Annotated in this window: 18 protein-coding genes; 5 read left to right on the top strand and 13 right to left on the bottom strand. The window is 62.6% G+C overall.

The window, feature by feature from the left end:
- Nucleotides 1-8: 8 nt before the first annotated feature.
- The 11 genes from BO1_RS30510 to BO1_RS53445 form a co-directional block, all read right to left on the bottom strand.
- Nucleotides 9-1,895, bottom strand: a complete 1,887-nt coding sequence (locus BO1_RS30510; RefSeq protein ID WP_028220789.1) for an extracellular solute-binding protein — start codon at nt 1,893-1,895, stop codon at nt 9-11.
- Between the two features lie 162 nt (nt 1,896-2,057).
- Nucleotides 2,058-4,817 (bottom strand): TonB-dependent receptor plug domain-containing protein, encoded by a 2,760-nt coding sequence (locus BO1_RS30505; RefSeq protein WP_028220788.1) that lies wholly within the window; start codon nt 4,815-4,817, stop codon nt 2,058-2,060.
- A 242-nt stretch (nt 4,818-5,059) separates the two neighbouring features.
- Complete coding sequence (locus BO1_RS30500; RefSeq protein WP_028220787.1) at nt 5,060-5,635, bottom strand: helix-turn-helix domain-containing protein; 576 nt, start codon at nt 5,633-5,635, stop codon at nt 5,060-5,062.
- Nucleotides 5,636-5,895: 260 nt separating this feature from the next.
- On the bottom strand, nt 5,896-7,101 hold the full coding sequence (locus BO1_RS30495) for a tetratricopeptide repeat protein (RefSeq protein ID WP_043287252.1): 1,206 nt from the start codon (nt 7,099-7,101) through the stop codon (nt 5,896-5,898).
- Between the two features lie 13 nt (nt 7,102-7,114).
- Complete coding sequence (locus BO1_RS30490; RefSeq protein ID WP_028220785.1) at nt 7,115-7,543, bottom strand: ExbD/TolR family protein; 429 nt, start codon at nt 7,541-7,543, stop codon at nt 7,115-7,117.
- A 20-nt stretch (nt 7,544-7,563) separates the two neighbouring features.
- On the bottom strand, nt 7,564-7,989 hold the full coding sequence (locus tag BO1_RS30485; RefSeq protein ID WP_028220784.1) for an ExbD/TolR family protein: 426 nt from the start codon (nt 7,987-7,989) through the stop codon (nt 7,564-7,566).
- 14 nt (nt 7,990-8,003) lie between these two features.
- Nucleotides 8,004-8,936, bottom strand: a complete 933-nt coding sequence (locus BO1_RS30480) for a MotA/TolQ/ExbB proton channel family protein (RefSeq protein WP_028220783.1) — start codon at nt 8,934-8,936, stop codon at nt 8,004-8,006.
- A 77-nt stretch (nt 8,937-9,013) separates the two neighbouring features.
- Nucleotides 9,014-9,715 carry an energy transducer TonB gene (locus BO1_RS30475; protein WP_028220782.1) on the bottom strand — a complete coding sequence of 234 codons (702 nt, stop codon included), beginning with the start codon at nt 9,713-9,715 and terminating at the stop codon, nt 9,014-9,016.
- Nucleotides 9,716-10,237: 522 nt separating this feature from the next.
- Entirely contained in the window at nt 10,238-10,519 is a 282-nt protein-coding gene (locus BO1_RS60340) for a DUF1214 domain-containing protein (protein ID WP_167338409.1), read from the bottom strand.
- A 224-nt stretch (nt 10,520-10,743) separates the two neighbouring features.
- Nucleotides 10,744-12,156, bottom strand: coding sequence for a DUF2252 domain-containing protein (locus BO1_RS30470; protein ID WP_028220781.1), 1,413 nt, complete (start codon nt 12,154-12,156; stop codon nt 10,744-10,746).
- 362 nt (nt 12,157-12,518) lie between these two features.
- Complete coding sequence (locus BO1_RS53445) at nt 12,519-13,832, bottom strand: transporter substrate-binding domain-containing protein (RefSeq protein ID WP_084688279.1); 1,314 nt, start codon at nt 13,830-13,832, stop codon at nt 12,519-12,521.
- A 107-nt stretch (nt 13,833-13,939) separates the two neighbouring features.
- Between BO1_RS53445 and BO1_RS30460 the strand changes: the two genes are divergently transcribed.
- Nucleotides 13,940-14,458, top strand: a complete 519-nt coding sequence (locus tag BO1_RS30460) for a hypothetical protein (RefSeq protein ID WP_028220780.1) — start codon at nt 13,940-13,942, stop codon at nt 14,456-14,458.
- Nucleotides 14,459-14,535: 77 nt separating this feature from the next.
- Here the strand turns inward: BO1_RS30460 and BO1_RS30455 are convergent, their stop codons facing one another.
- Nucleotides 14,536-15,441, bottom strand: a complete 906-nt coding sequence (locus BO1_RS30455; protein ID WP_028220779.1) for a LysR substrate-binding domain-containing protein — start codon at nt 15,439-15,441, stop codon at nt 14,536-14,538.
- 163 nt (nt 15,442-15,604) lie between these two features.
- On the opposite strand from BO1_RS30455, the gene phnX reads away from it, so the two are divergent.
- Genes phnX through BO1_RS53440 form a run of 3 tightly spaced genes read left to right on the top strand, consistent with a single transcriptional unit; the run spans nt 15,605 to nt 18,992 of the window.
- On the top strand, nt 15,605-16,456 hold the full coding sequence (gene phnX, locus BO1_RS30450) for a phosphonoacetaldehyde hydrolase (RefSeq protein ID WP_028220778.1): 852 nt from the start codon (nt 15,605-15,607) through the stop codon (nt 16,454-16,456).
- A complete protein-coding gene (gene psrA, locus BO1_RS30445; RefSeq protein ID WP_028220777.1) occupies nt 16,453-17,577 on the top strand; it encodes an iron-containing alcohol dehydrogenase PsrA in 1,125 nt (374 codons plus the stop codon). The genes phnX and psrA overlap by 4 nt, the downstream gene beginning before the upstream one ends.
- Nucleotides 17,578-17,624: 47 nt before the next feature.
- Nucleotides 17,625-18,992, top strand: coding sequence for an MFS transporter (locus tag BO1_RS53440; RefSeq protein WP_043287267.1), 1,368 nt, complete (start codon nt 17,625-17,627; stop codon nt 18,990-18,992).
- 194 nt (nt 18,993-19,186) lie between these two features.
- Here the strand turns inward: BO1_RS53440 and BO1_RS58100 are convergent, their stop codons facing one another.
- Complete coding sequence (locus BO1_RS58100) at nt 19,187-19,603, bottom strand: MarR family winged helix-turn-helix transcriptional regulator (protein ID WP_245643945.1); 417 nt, start codon at nt 19,601-19,603, stop codon at nt 19,187-19,189.
- A gap of 148 nt (nt 19,604-19,751) precedes the next feature.
- Between BO1_RS58100 and BO1_RS30430 the strand changes: the two genes are divergently transcribed.
- Nucleotides 19,752-20,117 (top strand): antibiotic biosynthesis monooxygenase family protein, encoded by a 366-nt coding sequence (locus BO1_RS30430; RefSeq protein WP_028220775.1) that lies wholly within the window; start codon nt 19,752-19,754, stop codon nt 20,115-20,117.
- Nucleotides 20,118-20,236: the final 119 nt, after the last annotated feature.

The following is a 20,236-nucleotide window of genomic DNA, read 5'->3' as shown; positions in this document are numbered from 1 at the left end:
GGTGCTCCTCAGTGGGCGGACGCCTGCGCGGCCGGGTCAAGCGGTGCCGATGCGGGCTTGCGATACCAGTAGTCGATGGTCCAGTCCTCGGCCCCGTACGTAACCGGTATGGTCTTCGGGAAGGCGAAGGTGGTCTTGTAGGCGATACGCGCGTTGGGTGCGTAGTACTCGGGCACGAGGTAATACTCGTTCATCAGCACCCGGTCTAGCGCACGCGTGGCCGCTTCGAGATCGTCGAGCGTATTCGCCGCCTGGACCGCCGCCACGAGCGCGTCCACGGCCTTCGAACGCACGCCCGGATAGTTCTCCGAGCCCACCTGGGACGCCGCGGCCGTGCCGAAGCGGCGCTCGAGTTCCGCGCCCGGAATCGTCACCGGACTGTAGAGCCAGGTGGTCATGTCGTACTCGAAGTTGTCGAGCCGCTTCTGGTACAGCGCACTGTCGATTTCGCGCAGGTGCGCATTGATGCCGAGCGTGGCGAGTGCCTGCGTATAAGGCAGGATCACGCGGTCCATGCCCGGCTGGTCGTCGAGGATCTCGATCGTCATGGGCTCGCCATCTGCATTGCGCAGCGCGCCGTCGCGATAGTGCCAGCCAGCCTGCGCGAGCAGATCGCGCGCCTCGCGCAAGTTGCCGCGCAGCGAATCGGGCGGCAACGTGCCCGGCTGCTCGAGCATCGGCCCGAATACCGCGGACGGCAGGCTCGCACGATACGGGGCCAGCAGCTGCAGCTCTTTATCGCCCGGCGTGCCCGTGGCCTGGAACGGGCTCTGCTCGAAATAGCTGTGCAGGCGCACGTACTGGCCGTAGAACATCATGCGGTTCATCCAGTCGTAGTCGAACGCCAGCGACAGCGCGTGGCGCACGCGTACGTCCTCGAACATCGGCTTGCGCAAGTTGAAGAGCATGCCCTGCATCTGTGCCGGACCGTCCGCGAAATCGCCCTTCTTCAGCAAGCCGTTGCGGAAGTTCTTGCCCACGTACTTGCGTGCCCACTGGGTGGCGCTGTATTCCACATGAATGTCGTCGTCGCCGGCCTTGAAGGCTTCGAGCTGCGTGTACAGGTCGACGTAGAGCTTGAACGTGATGTGCTCGAAACGGTACATGCCGCGCCGCGTCGGCAGATTCGCGGCCCAGTAGTCGGGGTTGCGGCGATACGCGATCTGCTTGTCATTCTTGCGCCCGGCAATCAGATACGCGCCGCTCGCAATGGGCGGCACGTTCGAGAGCTGGTCGAAGGGGATCGTCGTGCCGTCCGCGCGGCGCGCCCACTTGGGCGAGAACACCGGCAAGTCGCCCGCGATGAGCGGCGCGTCGCGCTCGGCCCGGCGAAACTCGAAGCGGATCGTCTGCCGGTCCACCACGACCGCGCGCTTGATGACCGAGAACTGCGCGTTGAAGAGCGGCGAGGCCTGCGGGCTCGTCAGAGTATCGAACGAATACTTGACGTCGGCGGCCGTGATCGGATCGCCGTTGGAAAAGCGTGCGGCCGGGTTGATATGGAATGTCGCCGAGGTCTGGTCGGGCGCAACCTCGACATTATCTGCAATCAGCGGATACTCGGACGCGAGCTCATCCCAGCTGCGCTGCATGAGCGTGTCGAACATCAGGTTCTGGATGTCCGGCGCCGGCGTGCCGCGCACGAGAAACGGATTCAGCGAATCGTAGCTCGTGAACTGATTGTAGTTCTGGAAAATCAGCGTGCCGTTGGCTGGCGCGTCGGGATCCGCATAGTCGAAATGCGTGAAGCCGGGTGGATACTTCGGCTGGTCGTACTGCGCGAGCGCCGTCGCGGCAAGGGCCGGCGTCTGGGCCGCCGCGAGCGTGCCGATGGCAACGGCCAGTGCGGGCGCTACGAGCGAGCATCGCAACAACCTCAACTTCTTCAATCTCATCGTCAGTCTGCTTGAGGACGCGCGCCGGCGTGTGGCCGATGCACGGTTCGTTGATTAGACACGGCAGGGTGTGCCGATGTCGCTCGCCACTACGGGAAACATGCGATTCAGGCGGCCACCGCCGCCTGAATCCCGTACTACGCCCTACTCAGCACCTGCGGATCAGAACTTGTACGTCGCTCCGATCTGCGCGAACATGCCGATATAGTTGTACAACGACGTGTCGTAGCCCGTCTGGTTGAGCGCGCTGCTCGCGAAGACCGCGTCGAACGGAGGCGTACGGTTGAAGATGTTGTTGATGCCGCCGTAGATCGTCCAATGCTTGATGCCCGTATAGGTGACCATCAGGTTGAACTGGCTGTACGAGCCCACCTTGCCGGACGGCAGCGTGGGTGCGGCAGCGGTAAGCGTCTCCGCATACGGGCCCGTGAACTCCCACGTCAGGGCCGCGTTCCAGTTGTGGTAAGCCCAGTTCAGCGTCGTATTGCCCTTCCAGCGCGGGAAGCTGCCGCCGAACGGTTGCGAGAGCGTGAAGTTGTTGCCCGCACCGTTGACCGGGCCGGAAGGCAGACCGAGCTTGAACTGATTCACGTAGGCCCAGTCGCCCAGCAGCGAGAACGTACCGTACTTGGTCGGCAGCGACTGGCGGAACGTGCCTTCGAAGCCGTTCGTGTCGAGGTAGCCGAGGTTCTCGTACGGGAACGTTTCGTAGAGAATCTGCCCCTGCGCGTTGGTCACCACCGACGACGGCGTGGCCGCTTCGCCAATGACGTGGTCGACGCGAATCTTGTACCAGTCGAAGCCGAAATCGGTCGTGCGCGTCAGCGACGTCTGGAAGCCCAGGTTGATGTTGCGCGTGCGCTCCGGCTGCAGGTCCGGATTGCCCTGGGTGATCGTGGTGACCGTGCCGTTGGACAGCTGCTGGATGCCGAGCGTCTGCGAATTGCTGTTTTCAACGAACGTCGGCGCGCGGAAGCCGCGGTTATACGAGCCGTACATCGTCACTTGCTGGACCGGCTGGTAGCGCAGGGCGAAGCGCGGCGAGAACGCGCCGCCGAAGTCGCTGTAGTGGTCGTAGCGGCCCGACTGGCTGAACGTCAGGTTCCGGATGATCGGAATGTCGACCTGGTAGTAGACCGCCGCGACATTGCGCTGGCCGTCGACGGTCTCCAGATTCGGGTTGAGCACCGTGCCATCCAGATACTCCGCACCCGGGTTGATGACCTCGCTCTCGTGCAGGAACTGCGCGCCGAAGCCGATGCCGATATCGCCCGTGGGCAGATGGTACAGGTTCGGCGTGGCCAGCGTTGCGTCAACCGTATCGAGCTTCGAGATGCCCTGGTTGTTCGCGTCCTGGTACAGGCCGTTCAGGCCATTGGGTGTCGAGGACGGATTGGCGAAGTTGAACGTGCCGTTCTGGAAGATGTTGTTGAGCACCGCCGTATTGAGCTGGTTCGTGTAGGTATTCGAAACGTTGCTCTGCGAGTGGCTGTACGAAGCCGACCAGTCCCAGTCGCCGGCTTGCGGCACGGTGAACGAACCGTGAATCCCCGTGGACCCGCGCCAGTAATTCGCGTCGGTCTTCTCCGTCACGGTGTTCGGGAACGCGTAGGTGAGCGGCGTTGCCACCCCGTACGGGTTGTATGGACTCCCTGCCGGCACGACGTTGTTGAACGGCGTCAGGCCGACGCCCGGGGTGTACGCCAGCGTCGGCTGTTGCGGGCTGCCGACGATGTTGTTCCAGAGACCGTCGTTGGTGGTCGTCTGATTGTTGCTCTCCCACAAATCGGCAAAGGCCGTGGTCGTGTCGCTGATCTTGAAGTCGGCATGGACCTTCGCGCTCGCACGCGTGGTCTCCGGCGCGATCGACATGCCGTTGGCCGTGTTGAAGCTGCACACCGTGCCGCCCAGGCCCGCCGCCGCGCCGAGGAAGTTGCTGCCGGCCGGATGGACCGCCCCGCCCCACGGACAGCCGCTCAGCGCCTGCGCCGTGTTCGGGCCCGTCTGCCAGTAGGACGGCGCGAGCAGCGAGAGCCCACCCGGCCGGTTCGTGAAGTCCTGCGCGGAGGTGGAGTCGCGGTCGGCCAGCGTCGAGCCCGCATCGTGATAGACGCTCGCCGAAGCGGTGACGTTGAAGCGGTCCGCATTGAGATCGCCAAAGCCCGCCAGTACACCGAACTTGGTCGTGCCGTTGCCGGCGCCGTCGCTGACCGAGCTGCCGTAGCTGCCGTCGAGCTGGAGGCCGCGGAAATCGTGCTTCGTGATGATGTTGACCACGCCCGCAATCGCGTCCGAGCCGTATTGCGATACGGCGCCCGTCTTGACGATTTCGATGCGCTCAATGTCGTTCAGGGGGATCGTGTTGAGGTCGAAGAAGCTGTCGGTGCTGTTCGAATAGAAGGCGAACGGCGCCACGCGCTGGCCGTCGACGAGCACGAGTGTGTACTTCTCGCTCAAGCCGCGTAGCGCGATACCGGCCGCGCCGGCGGCGAAGTTGCCGGCCTGGCCTTCGCTCCAGCTGTTGGCCGAGTTGGCCGTGGTCGTGCGCAGGAAGTCGGCCACGCTCGTCGCGCCGCTATTCTGAATGTCTTTCTGCGTGACGGTCTGCACCTGCTGGAAACCCGTCTTGTCCGATTGACGGATCAGCGAACCGGTCACCTCGAACTTCTTCAACTGCTTCACGGGCGCGGTGCCGGCCGTGCCGGTGGCCGCTGCGCCTGTGCCGGCGGCGGCAGCCGCAGGCGCGGTATTGCCGGGTTGCGAGTTCGCCGCTGGCGCCGAGGCGCTTTCCGGCACAGCAGCCGTGCCGGCATTGGCCGGCGGCTGGCTCTGCGCAAACGCCGGCATGGCGATGGCCGCCGACAACGCCAGTTCAGCCCAGATTATTCTTCGAATGGCTAGCGCCAGTACCCTTTGTTTCACTTTTTCCCCTTCTCACTCGTCGGTCACGTCCACTTCGGTTATGCGAAGCAAGGTCTCGTGAACCCCGCCGCTCGATTTGACGACGCTGTCGCGCCGCGCCGTTTGTTCCCCGCCTTCAGCCGCTTCACTACTGCACCATCCACCCCTGTTGAGCCCTGTCCTGCGGAACCTCACCTTCCTTATATTTCGTATTCCTTACCAACCTCCTTGCCTCGCATCGCATACCGCGCTAGCCGATCCAGCTAGAACAGCTTCGGCGTGCCGACCCACACGAACACGCTTTCCTCATCAGCGGTATTGACCCACGCATGCGGCACCGACGATTCATAGTGCGCGGTGTCACCGGCCTGCAAGACAAATGTCCTGCCTTCCAGGGTGAGCGACACCTCGCCGCTCATCACGTACATGAATTCCTCCACGGCGGATGTCATGACCGCCGGTGTCGTCTCTCCGGCCGGCATCCGCACGAGTTGCGCATCGAGCAAACGGTTCGTGCCCGCGTTCGTGAGGCGGCCAAACTGGCTGGCCGATCCCGCGAAACCAAAGAATCTCAGATCGTCGCGCCGGAAAACGGCCTGCTCTTCGTCCTGCGTTTCGACGAAATACTGCAGCGTGACGCCCATCGCCTTGGCAACGGCCGACAGCGTCACAATGGAGGGCGTCGCCATCCCGCGCTCGACCTGCGAAAGGAACGGCTTCGAGACCCCCGACGCTGTTGCCAGGTCCTGCAGCGTGAGTTGGAGCCGCTGGCGCAACCCCCGAATCCTGTTCCCTATTGTTGCTGCTACAACGGCCTTGTTATCGAGTGGCGAAACCATAGCAAGCGAGAAATCACGCGTCAAAATGAGTTTGATATCGCCAAATTGTTTTCCCTCAGGCACGGCACGCCCCTACCGCTCGACTTCCCGGGCCGGCACCTCATGATGGAAATGCTCCGACCGGCAAGCCGCACCAGTCGATTTGGAGTCCTGATTCAACTTCGTGCTTTTCGGCGCCTCTAGCGACACCTCCGGCGACATCTCCAGCGTTGCCTCCCACGGCGACGCCCGAAGTGCCGCCGCGCACCACGCTCACGCACTCACGGCTTCGATGCCACCAGAATCCAGAGTTGGGCGAGATCGGCGCTGCCGTCGGTGCCCTTGACTGCCTTGAACGCCTGCACGGCACGCGCCTTCTGTCCCGCCACGTAATACGCTTCGCCAAGGCGCAGCTGCGCGAGATCCGGATGATCGAGACCGCCCTTCGCGATGAGCGCTTCCATGGTCGCGAGCCCCTGCCTGGCCTGACCCGCATAGACCTGATTGAAGGCCGCGTCGAACGGCGCGACCGGGTTGGCCGGATCGGGCCCGGCCTGTGCGCGCTTCGCCGCGAGCGCCTGCAGGCGATGTTCGCGATCGGCGCCGGCGTCGTGTCCCAGCACACCCGATGCGAAGCCCTGGTCGATCACCTGCTTGCCTTCAGCCGTCGATCCCGCAACGATCGCCAGTTGCGTCATCTCCATGTAGTCGTTGGCGCTGGCAAGCGAGCCCGTCGCACGCCGCAGGCGATAGGTATCCAGATCGAGCGCGCCAAAATAGCCAGGCTTGCTGCGGATCGCGTGCAGCAGGTCATCCCAGTACGCCTGCTTCGGGTGATACGCGACGAGCTTTTCGAGCGCGCCGCGATAAGCCCCCTGATCGTTCGCATGCTGGGCGCAGGTGCCCAGCAATTGCAGTTGTGCCTCGTCCGGTGCATGGCCGCTGCGCACCTGGGCGTCCACGCTCGTGTTCAACAGGTGCACAGCGCTCGCGTAGTCGCCCGAGAGGTAGTACGACTCCACCAGCAAGGTGGCCATCTGGGGATCGCCGCCGCCCGCCTTCTGGTAGCGCTGCGCGACCTTGATCGCCTGGGCATAGTTCTTCTGCTGGAAGTAGATGCCCGCGAGCGCCGCCGTCGTACGCTGCTCATCCTCGCCCTTGAGCTGGCCGCTCGCGAGCAGCGACTCCCAGGCCTGCGCCGCCACGCCGTTCTGCCCCGCCGCCACGGCCGCGGCGCCGCGCATCTCCTCGACCATGTACGTTTCGTACGGCGTCTTGTTCGGCACGGCCGCGGCCTGCGCGATCTTGCCGAGCGCCTCTTCGTAGTGATGCGCGCGGTACAGGTTCTGCGCATCGTTCAGCGGCTTGGCCACGTCGGGGCGCAGTGTGTCCGCGGCGTGCGCCGCCACCGGCAGCACGGCCAGCGCCGAGAGGCCACTTACCGCGAGCGCGGCTGCCACTCTTTTGAATCGATCAGGAATGCTCATCGCCTTGTATGCCTCACTGCATGTATTGCTCGTTGCCGATCAGACCGATCTTCGTTGCGCCTTCGCGCTGCGCCGCCGCCATGACTTCGGCCACGTCCTTGTACGGCGCGAGCCGGTTCGGACGCAGGTGGATCTCCGCCTGCACGGGCTCCGCCGCGACCTGCGCGAAGCGCTGCTCGAGCGCCGCCTTGTCGGGCACGAGGGTGCCGTTCCAGGTCGTGGTGCCGTCGAAGTCGATGTCGATCTGCACCACCTCCGGCTGGACGGCCGGAGGCGGCGGGTTGCCCACCGGCAGATTCATCTTGACCGCGTGCATCTGGATCGGAATGGTGATGATCAGCATGATCAGCAACACCAGCATCACGTCGATCAACGGCGTGGTGTTGATATCCACCATCACTTCGGGTTCGCTGCCGCCGCCCGACGATACGTTCATGCCCATAACCGCCCCCTCTTTACCCTTTAACCGCCGCGCGCAGGCGGCTCCGTAATGAATGACACTTTGGCGATCCCGGCGCGCTCGCACGACGTGATCACGCGCCCGATGAACTCGTAACGCGTGCCCTGGTCGCCGCGCACGTGCACCTCGGGCTGCGGTTGCTGCTCCGAGACGGACTTCAGGCGCGCGAGCAGCGTCGGACCATCCACCAGCGTCTCGTTCCAGAAGAAGTCGCCATCGCGGTTCACTGCGATCTCGATACTCTTCGGCGTGGTCTGCAGCGGCTGCACCGTCTCCTTGGGCAACTGCAACGGCACGGTGTGCGTGACCACCGGAATCGTGATCAGGAAGATGATCAGCAAGACCAGCATCACGTCGACGAGCGGCGTGGTGTTGATGCTCGAGATCACCTCGTCGTCGCCGCCTTCCCCTCCAACGCTCATGGCCATGGCGTGCCCCTCGCTCAGTCGGCCATCACGGCGCGCGGCGCGGCGCGCCCGGCGCGCTTGCCGCCGGCCAGCAGGACCGTATGCAGTTGCGCGCCGAAGCCGCGCACACGCTCCATCACCGCCTTGTTGCGACGTACGAGGAAGTTGTAGCCGAGCACGGCCGGCACGGCCACGCCCAGACCGATGGCGGTCATGATGAGCGCTTCGCCCACCGGGCCCGCGACCTTGTCGATCGAAGCCTGGCCCGCGATGCCGATGGCAGTCAGCGCGTGATAGATGCCCCAAACCGTGCCGAACAGGCCTACGAACGGCGCGGTCGAGCCCACGGTGCCGAGGAACGCGAGGCCGTCCTGCATGCGGTTCGACACGTTGGTGATGGCGCGCTCGACCGAGACGTCGATCCACGTATTGCGGTCGACGGCTTCGAGCAGCGCTTCGTCGTGGTGCGCACCGGCCTCGATCGCGGTTTCCGCGATGAAGCGGAACGGCGACGATTCCTCGAGCTGCTTCGCGCCGTCGGCGAGCGACGGCGCGCTCCAGAGCTGCTCATCCGCACTCTTCGCACGGCGATTGGCGCGGAACTGCTCGAAGAACTTGGTGATCATGATGTACCAGCTGCCCATCGACATCACCACGAGCAGCAACAGCACGAAGCGCGCGACGAAGTCGCCGTTCTTCCAGAGCGCGCCGAGGCCATACGGGTTCGTGACGGTCTCGGAGGTGGCCGGTGCGGGCGGCGGTGCGGGCTGGTCCGCAGCCGCGGCGGGTGCCGGTGCCGCGAGCGCCGCGGTGGCCGGCGCCGACGCGGCGGCGGTCGCGGGTGCCGACGCGGCGGCCGTGGCGTCGCTAGCCTGCGCGTTGGCAAGCTGCGGAGCGACAAAGGTATCGACCGTGGCTACGGCGATCAACATGCTGGCCGCCAGTGCGGCGTAGGAACGCTTTTTCATGCCTGCTCCAGTTCATCCGTTGAACTTCTAAAACTTTGGGTAGTGACTCGCCATCCGTTACGTGAAGCCCGTTCGTATCAGTTGAGATTGAACGAGAACGGAACCTGCACGCGCACCGGCTGACCCTGCGAAATGCAATTGAACTTCTTCACTGCGTTGAATGCGGCAGCGTCGAGGCTGTCGTCGCTGGCCGACTGCGCCACGCGTTCATTCGTCACGTGGCCTTGCGGGTCCACGACGAATTCGATGAGCACGTCGCCGGTCACGCCGTTTTCCTGTGCCTCCTTCGGATAGCGGATCGACGAACGGATCTCATCCGAGTTCGGGCACACGACACCGACTTCGTGGCTCACGGGCTTCGCCTGCACGGGTGCGGGAGGCGCGGGCGGCGCGGTGACCGGCGCGCTCACGACGGGTGCAGCCTGATGCGTGATGGTCGCCTGCGGCGGCGCCTGCACCGGCACCTCGGGCGGCGGCACGAACGGCGGGGGCGGCGGCGCGAACTTGGGCGGCGGCAGCTGCACGGTGGGCAGTGGCGGCGGCGGAGGCGGCTTCACCGGCTCGATGATCCTGGTTTCAATGGGATGCTGAATGACCTGCACGACCTTGGTGGCGAGACCATTGACCAACGCGTAGATCAGCACGGCGTGCAGGACGACGACCGCCCCAATCCCGCCATAGCGGCGCACGGGGTTTTGCTGCTTGCGTCCGAACTCGCGCGGACAGCCAGGCCCACCCGAGCGCGCGCCACCGGCTGGCACTTCCACTTGCACTTTCATCACCACCTTCGCTCCCTCGGGCGCAGCGCGCCCAAATCGTGGCCGCAGCGAATCCGTGTCATTGCATGACCGTCCGCCTGACAGAACCGGTTAAATCCTTGATTTCAATCGGACTACGAAACATATACGTAGAAACCCCACTCCGAAGCGGCGGGGCTACTACGGGACGCACGCAGTCTTTGCAAGCGGCACAATATAGGTAGTTCTACTAATTCAATATCGTGCTCGCCGTGTATCAATCCGGCCAAACAATTAGCCCGTATTGCCTGTCGAGACATCCCGCTGGATGTCGGACAAGCAGTGGCGTGTTTCAGTTTTGTTTCAGCGCATCGAAAGATAGCAAAACAAAAAGCAGTTAAGCAAACTTTTTTTGATGTCAGAAAACGTTGTTTAGAGGATTAACTCTAAAGCCCAGAAGCCCCGCACCACAGTGGTTCCAGCACTTCTGCATCATTGGCCAAAATGGTGCAGACGCACATAAATTACAAATCTATAACTGATTTATTTACAGATCATTTCGATTTATTTCAAATTTATAGATTCGCGACGGGAGGTCATCGGAATTGCAAGATTTCTGACAATTACCGGTTTTCGCAAAGCATGGATTGCTTTCTCCGGCGAGTAGCGGCGGAAGATCACGAAATAACCCTTGACCGGCACCGTGCGCAGCCAGTTCTTCTCCTTGCCGGCAGGCGCGTTCGGTCCGAAGGTCAGCTGGCTTCCGGTTGGCGTCCGGGAATTGCAGCGGCTTTGCGCCCGCCTTATTGCCAGGCGGGTAGATGCGCGTGGCGGCAATCTCCGCATTCGGCTTCGAAATATCGTTTGGCGTCCTAAAGAATGCGCGTCAGTGCAGAAAGACGTCGTACGTGCGCGAGCGATAGACGAACGCCCCCTTCGGCACGTCCTTTGGCTCCCCTTGTAGTCTGGGAAGGTGGTTCATGAACGTTCGGCTCGATGGCGCATTGCGGGATCTGCTCGCCGCCGGTTCGGCGGCGAGCGTGACCGAGATTGCTTTTAGCTGGGCGCGCTCACACGCGAAAATCTGCCGCCATGTCCTCGTCGCTACGCGCCTCCAGTTTTCCTGATCTGCAGGCTTTCATGAATGTGCGGTAATCGGCTTCATTTTGAGCGGCATAGGCCATCGAGTACTCGGTGAGTGCTTCGGCGAGGCGCTCGCCATTGCCGAGATAGGCAGCAATTTCCACCGCCTTTCCGCTAGCCTTGGCGTGCGCCCGTGCAAGCGCCCAACCGCAAATGCGCGCGTAGCCTTGCAGCACGGCATTGCTCATGCGCTCCACTTCGGCCGACACCTTCATGTCGCGCAACTGCCGGAAATAGAAATTCCGGCCTGCGGGCCCCGTGGTCCAGCCGAGGAAGGCGTCGCTCGCCGCCTGCAGCAGACGCTGCCCGGAAACCACGCGCTCGCCCTGATGCTCGGGGCCCTGGGCCGGGAAATAGGTGGCGATCACCGACGGCCTGGCCTCCTTGACCTGGAGAAACAACGGCCTTCCGCTGCCGTCCACGAACAGCATGACAAGACAGAATGTACCCACGCTTCCCACGCCAACGACCTTGAACGCAATATCCTGAAGCTCGTATTGCCCGATCAGCATGCGTCGATCAGCGGGCAGCGTCTCGAGATACGCGTCGAAGGCCTTGGCGAGTTTGCCTTGCCATGCCTTGGTATCGGACCACGCACTATCTTTACCGAGCAGCGAATTGGGACCGGCAGGGTGAAACAGTGCAGGCGGTGCGTCCTGGATAGACCAGTGGCCGTTGCTCAGTGTCGCCATTTTGGCGAGGACGCTTTCATGGGTTCGGCTAGCCGCCTTTTTAGCCGTCTTGGCTACAAGACTCCGCCCTTCGTCGTTGGTGGCGCTTTCGGCCATACGCTCGAAAGTGATGATCTCGTGCCACAGGTCGAGGGCACTGTATTCCGAGTACTCATGCATACGCTGCGCGTACTCGTGAACGGCAGTCGAGACGAATTCGCTGATTGGGCCGCGGCCTAGCCCCATGTGCTCGCCGGCGATGGCAAAGCTCGCAACCAGGCGCTTGAGATCCCACTCCCACGGCCCCGTTGCGACTTCGTCGAAGTCGTTGAGATCGAACACCAACTGGCGCTCGGGCGTCGCAAACCCACCGAAGTTCATGAGGTGTGCGTCGCCGCAAATGGGAAATGCGATGCCTGAGTTAACCGTGCCGGCCAGATCATGGGCCTGGAGTATTGCGCTGCCGCGAAAGAAGGTAAATGGCGACACGGACATGCGGCCGTAGCGCAAAGGGATCAGGGCCTCGACTCTGCCGGCACTGTTTTCCTGCAGGAGCTCGACCGGATCACGGTCGGTATTGCCGATCTCGGCATGTTGGGAGCGCCGGGCATGCTCTCGTGCCTGACGTCCCGCCGCCTGCCTTTCGGCCAGAATCTGCGTGCTTGCCATTTGTGCACCTCGCTTCGGTTCGGATCGTTGAGCGTGCGAGGCAGAGTTGGCTCGCGCGCATGCCTGCTTCCAGAAGCTACTCCGACAATGCAGGGCAATCTGGCGCTGCGTGGTTCGTTCTACTTGCCAGCTTGCTACCCAATCGCCGGAGCGTTCTTCGATACGTATACGTTTGAAAACGTACGAGACATCGCGATTCCCGACAGCCGGCCCCGCAAAGCTTTCGTCAGCATCACCGGCTTCAATCGCAGAGGGAACGTGCGTGCAGAACGGTGTCCCTCACAGTAACCTTAGCCCCTGCAAAGCCCATTTCCAAATAATGACGACTGGCGCCTGGCTCGGCAAACTGTCGAATTTCGGCCCTATTTGCTCTCCGTAAACCACTTCCGGTAGATCTGTCCGTAGGTGCCGTCTTCGTACATCGCGAGCAGGGTTTCGTTGATGGTCTTGCGCAACGGACTGCCGTTCGCCACAGCGATCCCATACTTGGCAGGCTTGAATATGGGTCCAACGACGGCGAGTGACCCGTTGCCGAGTCGGCCCGCCCAGTACTGGAGCGTCGGCGCATCGTAGACGATGGCCTGCACGTCACCGCGCATCAGCATCCGGAACCCGTCGGCGGCAGTGTTGACGTTCACGAATGGCAAGCCGCGCTCACTGAGGTAGTCGGCGGAGACCGTGCCCGGCACCGTGCCGATCGTCTTTCCGGGAAGATCATCCGGTCCGCGAATGCTCGATTGCAACCGCGCGACCGTCTGGAATGATGTGACGGTCGCAGTGAACTGCGCGATCAGCACCACGCCGATCAGCCACATCGCGGGTACCAGCACCCTTTTCCATAGCCCGGCGCTTTCGCGCTCGCCATGCTCGCCTGTTGCAATGATCAGCATGGTCACCCAGAGCCCTTCGCCAACCCCGCGCAGCCAGGGCTTGTCAAAGTTGGGATCGTGGCGGCGCTCCATGAGCCAGACGAGATTGGCGAGAATGAAGACGATCACGACGGCAGCAGCCAGGAACTGCCCGAGGGCTAGCCAGGGCACCGACTTGAACGTCGCGACGAACGAGTTGTCGTTTTGCGCGCGCACCATGATCTGCAAGCCGGAATCGAAATACGGCAGCGAGAAGTCGACAAGCTTTTCGCGCTCCGGCGTCATGGTGATCGCGGCGATTGCGACGTCCGCGTCGCCACGCTGGACGGCGGTCAGCAGATCAGGCTGATTCGCGACGCGATCCCACGTGAAATCGACATGCATGCGGCGCGCGATCTCATACCAGATGTCGACGCTGAAGCCTACCGGTGCCCCCGACTGCGGTAACACGAACGGCGCGACCGGGGCAATGGCCACCCGCAGCGCGTGTCCTGGCTGCTCCCCCGCACTCGCTGATGCGGCGGCCGCCGCTTCGGCCGGCTGCGCAGCCGCCGTGACGGCTCCCAGCGTGGCCGGCGCGATAAGAATCAGACAGAGCGAAAACAGCCACAGAGCCGACTTCTTCATGGTGTCCCTCCAGGAGCGGCTACGACCCATTGCGGCGATGATACCCAGTTTAGGGACGGTACACCGTTTCGATTGACGACAACCATCGGAGGAAGCTCGCCACCGTTCGGAAGCCAGGCGCGAGAGGTTCGCGAACGTCCGGCTGAAGTTGTGCGGTGAGTTGCCGTTTGTCGATGGCATATAACCGCTCGGCCGGCATCATCCGGCCATTGCACATACGGGGATTTCGCTTTTCGGATAACGTCTTTCAGGTGCCGTCGCGGCATCGCCGATGACTGGAGAACACCATGAGCTCGCTGATGGAAAAGGTAAAAGAAGAGTTCAAGAAGGTTTTACCGCCGACGATTTTCTTCTTCATCATTCTTCACATCGTCGTGTTGATCCGTTCACTGATGGTCAAGCAGGCTGGCATATCGTTGCCCACCTCGGGATCGGTCCTGATCTCGTCGCTGATACTCGGCAAGTCCGTGCTGATCGCAGACATGCTGCCGTTCATCAACCAGTTTCCCGACAAACCGCTCGTCTGGAACGTCTCGTGGAAGACGTTGATGTACGCGATCGTCGCGCTCGTCATTCATTATCTGGAGCGGCTCTACGACTTCTGGAAAGAGGCCGGCAGCTTTGTCGCCGCGAACCACGCGTTGCTCGCCCATATCAGTTGGCCGCGATACTGGGCGATTCAGATCCTGCTCGTGACATTGATCTTCAACTATTGCGTGATCGCGGAGCTGGCACGGGCGCTCGGCAAAAATCGGCTCAAGGTGATGTTTTTTGGCCCGTTGCCCGCCTCTCCAGATCATTCATAGCAGCGACGCAAAGCGGCGATATTCGAAGTTGCGATGTGCATTGGGAATTGGCCAGCGCACGTATCCAGTTCGCAACGTTATTGCTCAGCGCCGTGCCCACCGCCGTTTTTCCCGCCGCGATCGGGGTTCCCTTTCAACGCCTTGAAAAACGACGATACCAGCATGCTATCGCGTCGTTCGCGCAAGCAGCACACGTGAATGTGCGTGCTCACCGGATCGCCATCGATACGCAACGGCCGTAGCCGGTCATCTGGAACATATTCCGACTGCGATACCGTGCCCACGCCAAGCCCACGCGCCACCGCCTCGCGCAACGCTTCACGGCTGCCGATTTCCATCGCCGTGCGCGGATTCAAGCCGGCCTCGCGGAATGCGGTTTCGAGCGCCTTGCGCGTGGTCGAGCCGGGTTCGCGCATCAGCAGCGGTTCCGCGGCCAGTTCGGCGAGCGTGATCGTGTCGCGTGCGGCAAGTCCGTGCGCACGGTTGACGAACGCAATGACCGGATATTGCGCATACGGTTGCATGTGATACCGCTCGTCGTCGAACACGCTCGCGATTACACCCACGTCACACGCATAGTCGTTCAGGTCGCGCAACACCGCCTCTGAATTGCCAAGCGTAACGGCGAGATGCATATGCGGGTACAGCGCGTGATACGACTCGATCATCTCGGTCACATGAAACGGCCCGACCGCGCCGATCTTCAGCGAGCCGTGCCTGAGCGTGCCGCTGTCGTGCAGCATTGACTTCGCGTCGGTTTCGAGGCCGCTGATCTGCCGCGCGATCGGCAGCAAATCCATGCCGACCGCCGATAGCTCGACACGTCTGCCTCGCCGGTGAAACAACTCGACGCCGTGCTCCTCTTCGAGTGCCTGGATCTGCGAAGTGATCGTCGTCTGGCTGATCGACAACGCGCGCGCCGCCGCGGTGAATCCGCCGTGCTGAACGACGGCGATGAAACTGCGCAATTGAACAAGCGTCATGACCGGGCTGGCGTATTCATCGTAGTTAAAGGGCCGAACGATCCATCGAAAAAATCGGTTGAAAGCCCGCTTTTACCCGGGTGATTCGATCATAGACGCGTCATGTGACAAAACTAAGCTCTGTTCATCGACACCCCACCTACCTTTTTGGGTCATGAACACGATGCAATCACCTGCCTCTCCTGCCGTCTCCTCGTTTGGCCGCACCTATCGCGGCCCCATCACCACCGCGATCTTCGACTGGGCCGGCACCGTGCTGGATTTCGGCTGCATGGCACCGGTCGACGCGTTTCGCCAGTGTTTCGCAACATCCGGCGTGCCGATCTCGGAAGCCGAAGCACGCGCGCCGATGGGCGCGGCCAAGCGCGAACACATCGTCGCGATTCTGCAGATGCCCGAGGTCGAGGCGCGCTGGAAAGCGCACCATCGCGCGGCGTCGAACGACAGCGACGTCGACGCGCTCTATGCCGAATTTCTGCGCGTCGACGAACGCAACGTGGCGCTTTACAGCGACCTGATTCCCGGCGCGCTCGATTCAATCGCGGCGTTGCGCGCCCGCGGCATCCGCATCGGCAGCACGACCGGCTATCCGCGCGAAGTGATGAACAACCTCATGCCGATTGCGCGCGACAAAGGCTATAGCCCGGACCACTGCTGCACGGTGAGCGACGTGTTGCGCGGACGCCCGTTCCCCGACATGTCCCTGAACAACGCCCTGGCGCTCGGCGCGCCCGACGTGTGCGCCTGCGTGGTCGTCGACGATAGCCCGACCGGACTCGAAGCCGGGCTCGCGGCCGGCATGTGGGCCGTAGGCATTGCGGCAAGCGGCAATGAGGTGGGTTTGTCGCTGGCCGACTGGCAAGCGCTCGACACCGAAGCGCGCCGCTCGCGGATCGAACCCGCACGTCAGCGCCTCGCGCGGACCGGTGCGCACTACGTGATCGACAGCATCGCCGATCTGCTGCCGGTGATCGACGCAATCGAAATGCGCCTCGCCGCTGGAGAAAAGGCGTGAACACGTGGAGCTTTCATAACCCGGTGCGTGTGCGCGTTGGCGTGGACACGCTCAATGAAATCGGCACGCTGCTGCATGGCCGCAGCTACGCGGTCATCACCTATCCCGACGCGCCGTTCCGTGCGATGACGCAGCGCATCGAAACGCTTGCAGGTCCCGCACTCGCCTGTATCGACAACGTCGAAGCGAATCCCTCCATTGCGATGCTGCGCGCCGCGTGCGCGCAACTCGCGGCGTTGCCTCGATTGCCCGATGTGCTAGTCGCACTAGGCGGCGGCTCGGTGATGGATTCGGCAAAAGTGCTGGCCGCCGAACACGGCGAATTCGAGCCGATGCTCGCGTACCTGACCCAGGGGCGCGAAAGCGGCCGCAGAGCGTTGCCGATCATCGCGATTCCGACCACCTCGGGCACCGGCAGCGAAGTGACGTCATGGGCCACGGTGTGGGATCCGGAGAACGACCGCAAGCTGTCGTTGTCGCGCGACGATCTCTACCCGGAAGCCGTGCTGGTCGATCCGCGGCTCGTGGTGGGCTTGCCGTACGTGCAGACCGTCGCGAGCGGACTCGATGCGCTGTCCCACGCGCTCGAAAGCTTGTGGAACGTGCATGCGAATCCGGTCACGCGCGGCCTCGCCGTCGACGCCGCCCGCGAGATCGTCGCCGCGCTGCCGCGCGTCGCAGCCGACCCCACGGATCTCGACGCGCGCAGCCAGATGGCGCTCGGTGCGTTGCGTGCGGGTCTTGCGTTCTCGAATACGCGCACCGCACTCGCGCACAACATTTCGTATGCGATCACGCTCGGCCATGGTGTGCCGCACGGCCTCGCGTGCTCGTTCTGCCTGCCGGCAGTGATGCAGGCCGCCATCGGCGCCGATCCGGCGTGCGACGCCGCGCTCGAAGCCATCTTCGGCTCGCTGGACCACGCGCCACAACGTCTCGCCAAATTCCTGGGGCTGCTGAACGTCGATACGCATCCAGCCGCATACGGGATTGCGTCAGCAGAATGGGACCGCATTGTCGACGACGCATTCGATGGCGCTCGCGGACGCAATTTCATTGGCTCGCGTGCCCGTTTTCCCTCTTTCAATTTCGCACCGTTGTTGCTCAAGGAACCCTCGTGAACGCTGAAAACACGATACACACAGACGCGCTCGCGCGCCTCGACAACATGCCGTGGACGCGCTTTCACACCCTGATGATCGTCGCGCTGGGCGTCGGCTGGGCATTGGATTCGTTCGAGACCAACATCATCGGCAGCGTGTTTGGCGTACTGAAGACGCAGTGGCATCTGAGCGCGGGACAAGGTTCTGTCGCCGTGAGCGTATGGGTGTTCGGGATGCTAGTCGGCGCGATCGGCTTCGGCTATCTGGCCGACCGCTTCGGCCGCAAGCGGCTCTTTCTCGCGACGCTGCTGTGGTACGCCGCGTTCAGCGTGATGACCGTGTTCTCGTGGAATTTCGACTCGTTCCTGTTCTTCCGCGCGATGACGGCCCTGGCGGTCGGGGGTGAATATTCCGCGGTCACCGCGACGATGGGCGAGTTCATTCCGAAGCGGCATCGTGGCAAGACCGACTCGCTCATTCTCTCGGGCTTTCCGCTCGGCGCCCTGCTGTCCGCCGCAGTGTCGTATCTGGTGCTGAACAACCTGCCCGCGGACATATCGTGGCGCGTCGGCTTCGGCCTCGGCACGACCATGGCGCTGCTGTTCTTCTGGATTCGCCGCGCGATTCCGGAATCGCCGCGCTGGCTGCTGCAACAAGGCCGCGTGACGGAAGCCGAGGCGATCGTCGATCGGATCGTCAACTGCGCGACGCCCGAGCAGGCGGTGCAGGCGGCCCGGCGTTACCCGTCGGTTGGATTCATGCCGGAACAGGTCGCGTTCTGGGGGAATGTGAAAGCACTGTTCGGTGAGTATCGCGCCCGCTGCCTAGTTGCGAGCGCATTCAACTTCTCGCAGGCCGCGGTCGTCTACGGCGTGCTGTCGCTAATGGCCCTCGTCATTCTGCCGTTCATGAAGGTGCCCGCGGGCGACATGCCGCTTTACTACATGTACGGCAACGCGGCGGCGCTGATGGGCGGTCTCACAGCGTCCGTGCTGGTCGAGCGGTGGGGACGGCGCGCATCGCTGTTCGTCAGCTACACATTCACGACACTGTCGATCCTGGTGATCTACGGCACGAGTTCGCTGGCTGGCATGGTGATCGGCTACTGCATGATCCAGTTCGGCGTGACCTGGGCCTACATTTCTGGCTATGTGGTCTCGTCCGAAATTCTGCCGACTCGTGTGCGGGCGACGGGGTTGGGTGTATCGGTCGCTGTGGGACGAGTCGGGGCGGTGGTGGCGCCGCTGATGTTGACGAACGCTTACGCCAGTTCGGGCACGCCGTCCTCAGCATTGATCACCCTGCTGGCGCTGGCGTTGCCTGGGCCGATTGCAGCGGCGTACTGGTGGCTGCGCGGCAGCGAGACGCGCAATGTGTCGCTGGAAGCCGGCAGCACTCAGAACGTTGCGAGCGCCTTGCAGTACCGCGCATGATGCGGAGCCGGTTACGAAGCGGGGTAGCCGCCTGACGAATCGAATGCGCCAGTACCGGAATGGACTGGCGCATTTTGATAATGCCGCGTTGCCCGACCGGCGGCTTGCGCTGCTGGATTAGCACCGGCGCGATGGTCGCAGCCCCGCTCACCTCGATGACGCCCCACACTCTCGAGTTTGCAGTCTACTGCTGGCTACTCACCATCGCCTTCCAATTTCCGAAGCACCTCAGTGATGACCTTTTGTGTCGTGTCAAGGTCCTCTACTTGCAGTCCATCCGCAAGATTGTTGACCCATGGCACCTGCAGGCGCATCGCGTCCTCGAACGCCCGCATACCCTTGTCAGTCAAGACGACAAGGGCCGCCCGTCGGTGGTGTGGATTAGGCTCGAAGGCAACGATTCCCTCCTCCGCGAGCTCATTAACGATACGCTGAACGTTCTGACGGTGTGCGCCTACATCGCGCGCAAGCCAAGCGACCGGCTGCGGTCGCCTGGCTGCGGCGATGGTCCCAAGAACCTGCCAACGAGCACTTGTCAGACCCAGTTCGGCGACCAGTCTGTCTCCCGCCGAGAGAAGCCGATTGTTGAGCCGAAACAGGTCAAGAATCATCTCTGACAAGACCGTTCCGGCAGGCGTTCGCCTGGTTTTATGCATCTATCACCATTTTTCAAGTATGGCGCAATGGTTTCATGTTGACATCATAGTGTCAATATGAAACCATTGCGCACATCACACCCGTACGTTGAGGGAGTTCGCAATGCACATCCATCCGCTTGACCCCGCCTTTCCGATAGAGCGTCAGGTCGCAATTGATGCCTCCCCCGTCGTACTGGTGAATGTCTTTACGCTGGAAACTGCCGACGAGCAGACGTTCCTCAAAGTCTGGCAGGACGACGCGGAATTCATGAAGCGTCAGCCGGGCTTCATCTCCACACAACTGCACCGTGCGGTTGGCGAGAGTCCGACGTATCTCAATTACGCCGTCTGGGAAACCACCGCTCATTTCCGAGCTGCATTCACAAACCCCGAATTCAGGGCCAAAGTCTCGGCCTATCCGTCGTCGGCCACTGCTACGCCGCACCTATTCCAGAAAATTGCGGTGCCAGGCATCTGCGTCGCGTAACCGAAAGGTGCCCCCGTTCGCGAACCGACTCCGCGCCCGCCATTGCGTTCCCCCAACCGCACGAGAGGGTGTCACAGGCTACCTTCGGCGCAGGACAGTCGCTGGAGCACCTTGCAATC

The organism is Paraburkholderia oxyphila NBRC 105797, assembly GCF_000685075.1.
GTDB lineage: Bacteria > Pseudomonadota > Gammaproteobacteria > Burkholderiales > Burkholderiaceae > Paraburkholderia > Paraburkholderia oxyphila.
This window is presented reverse-complemented; position numbering and strand designations above follow the sequence as displayed.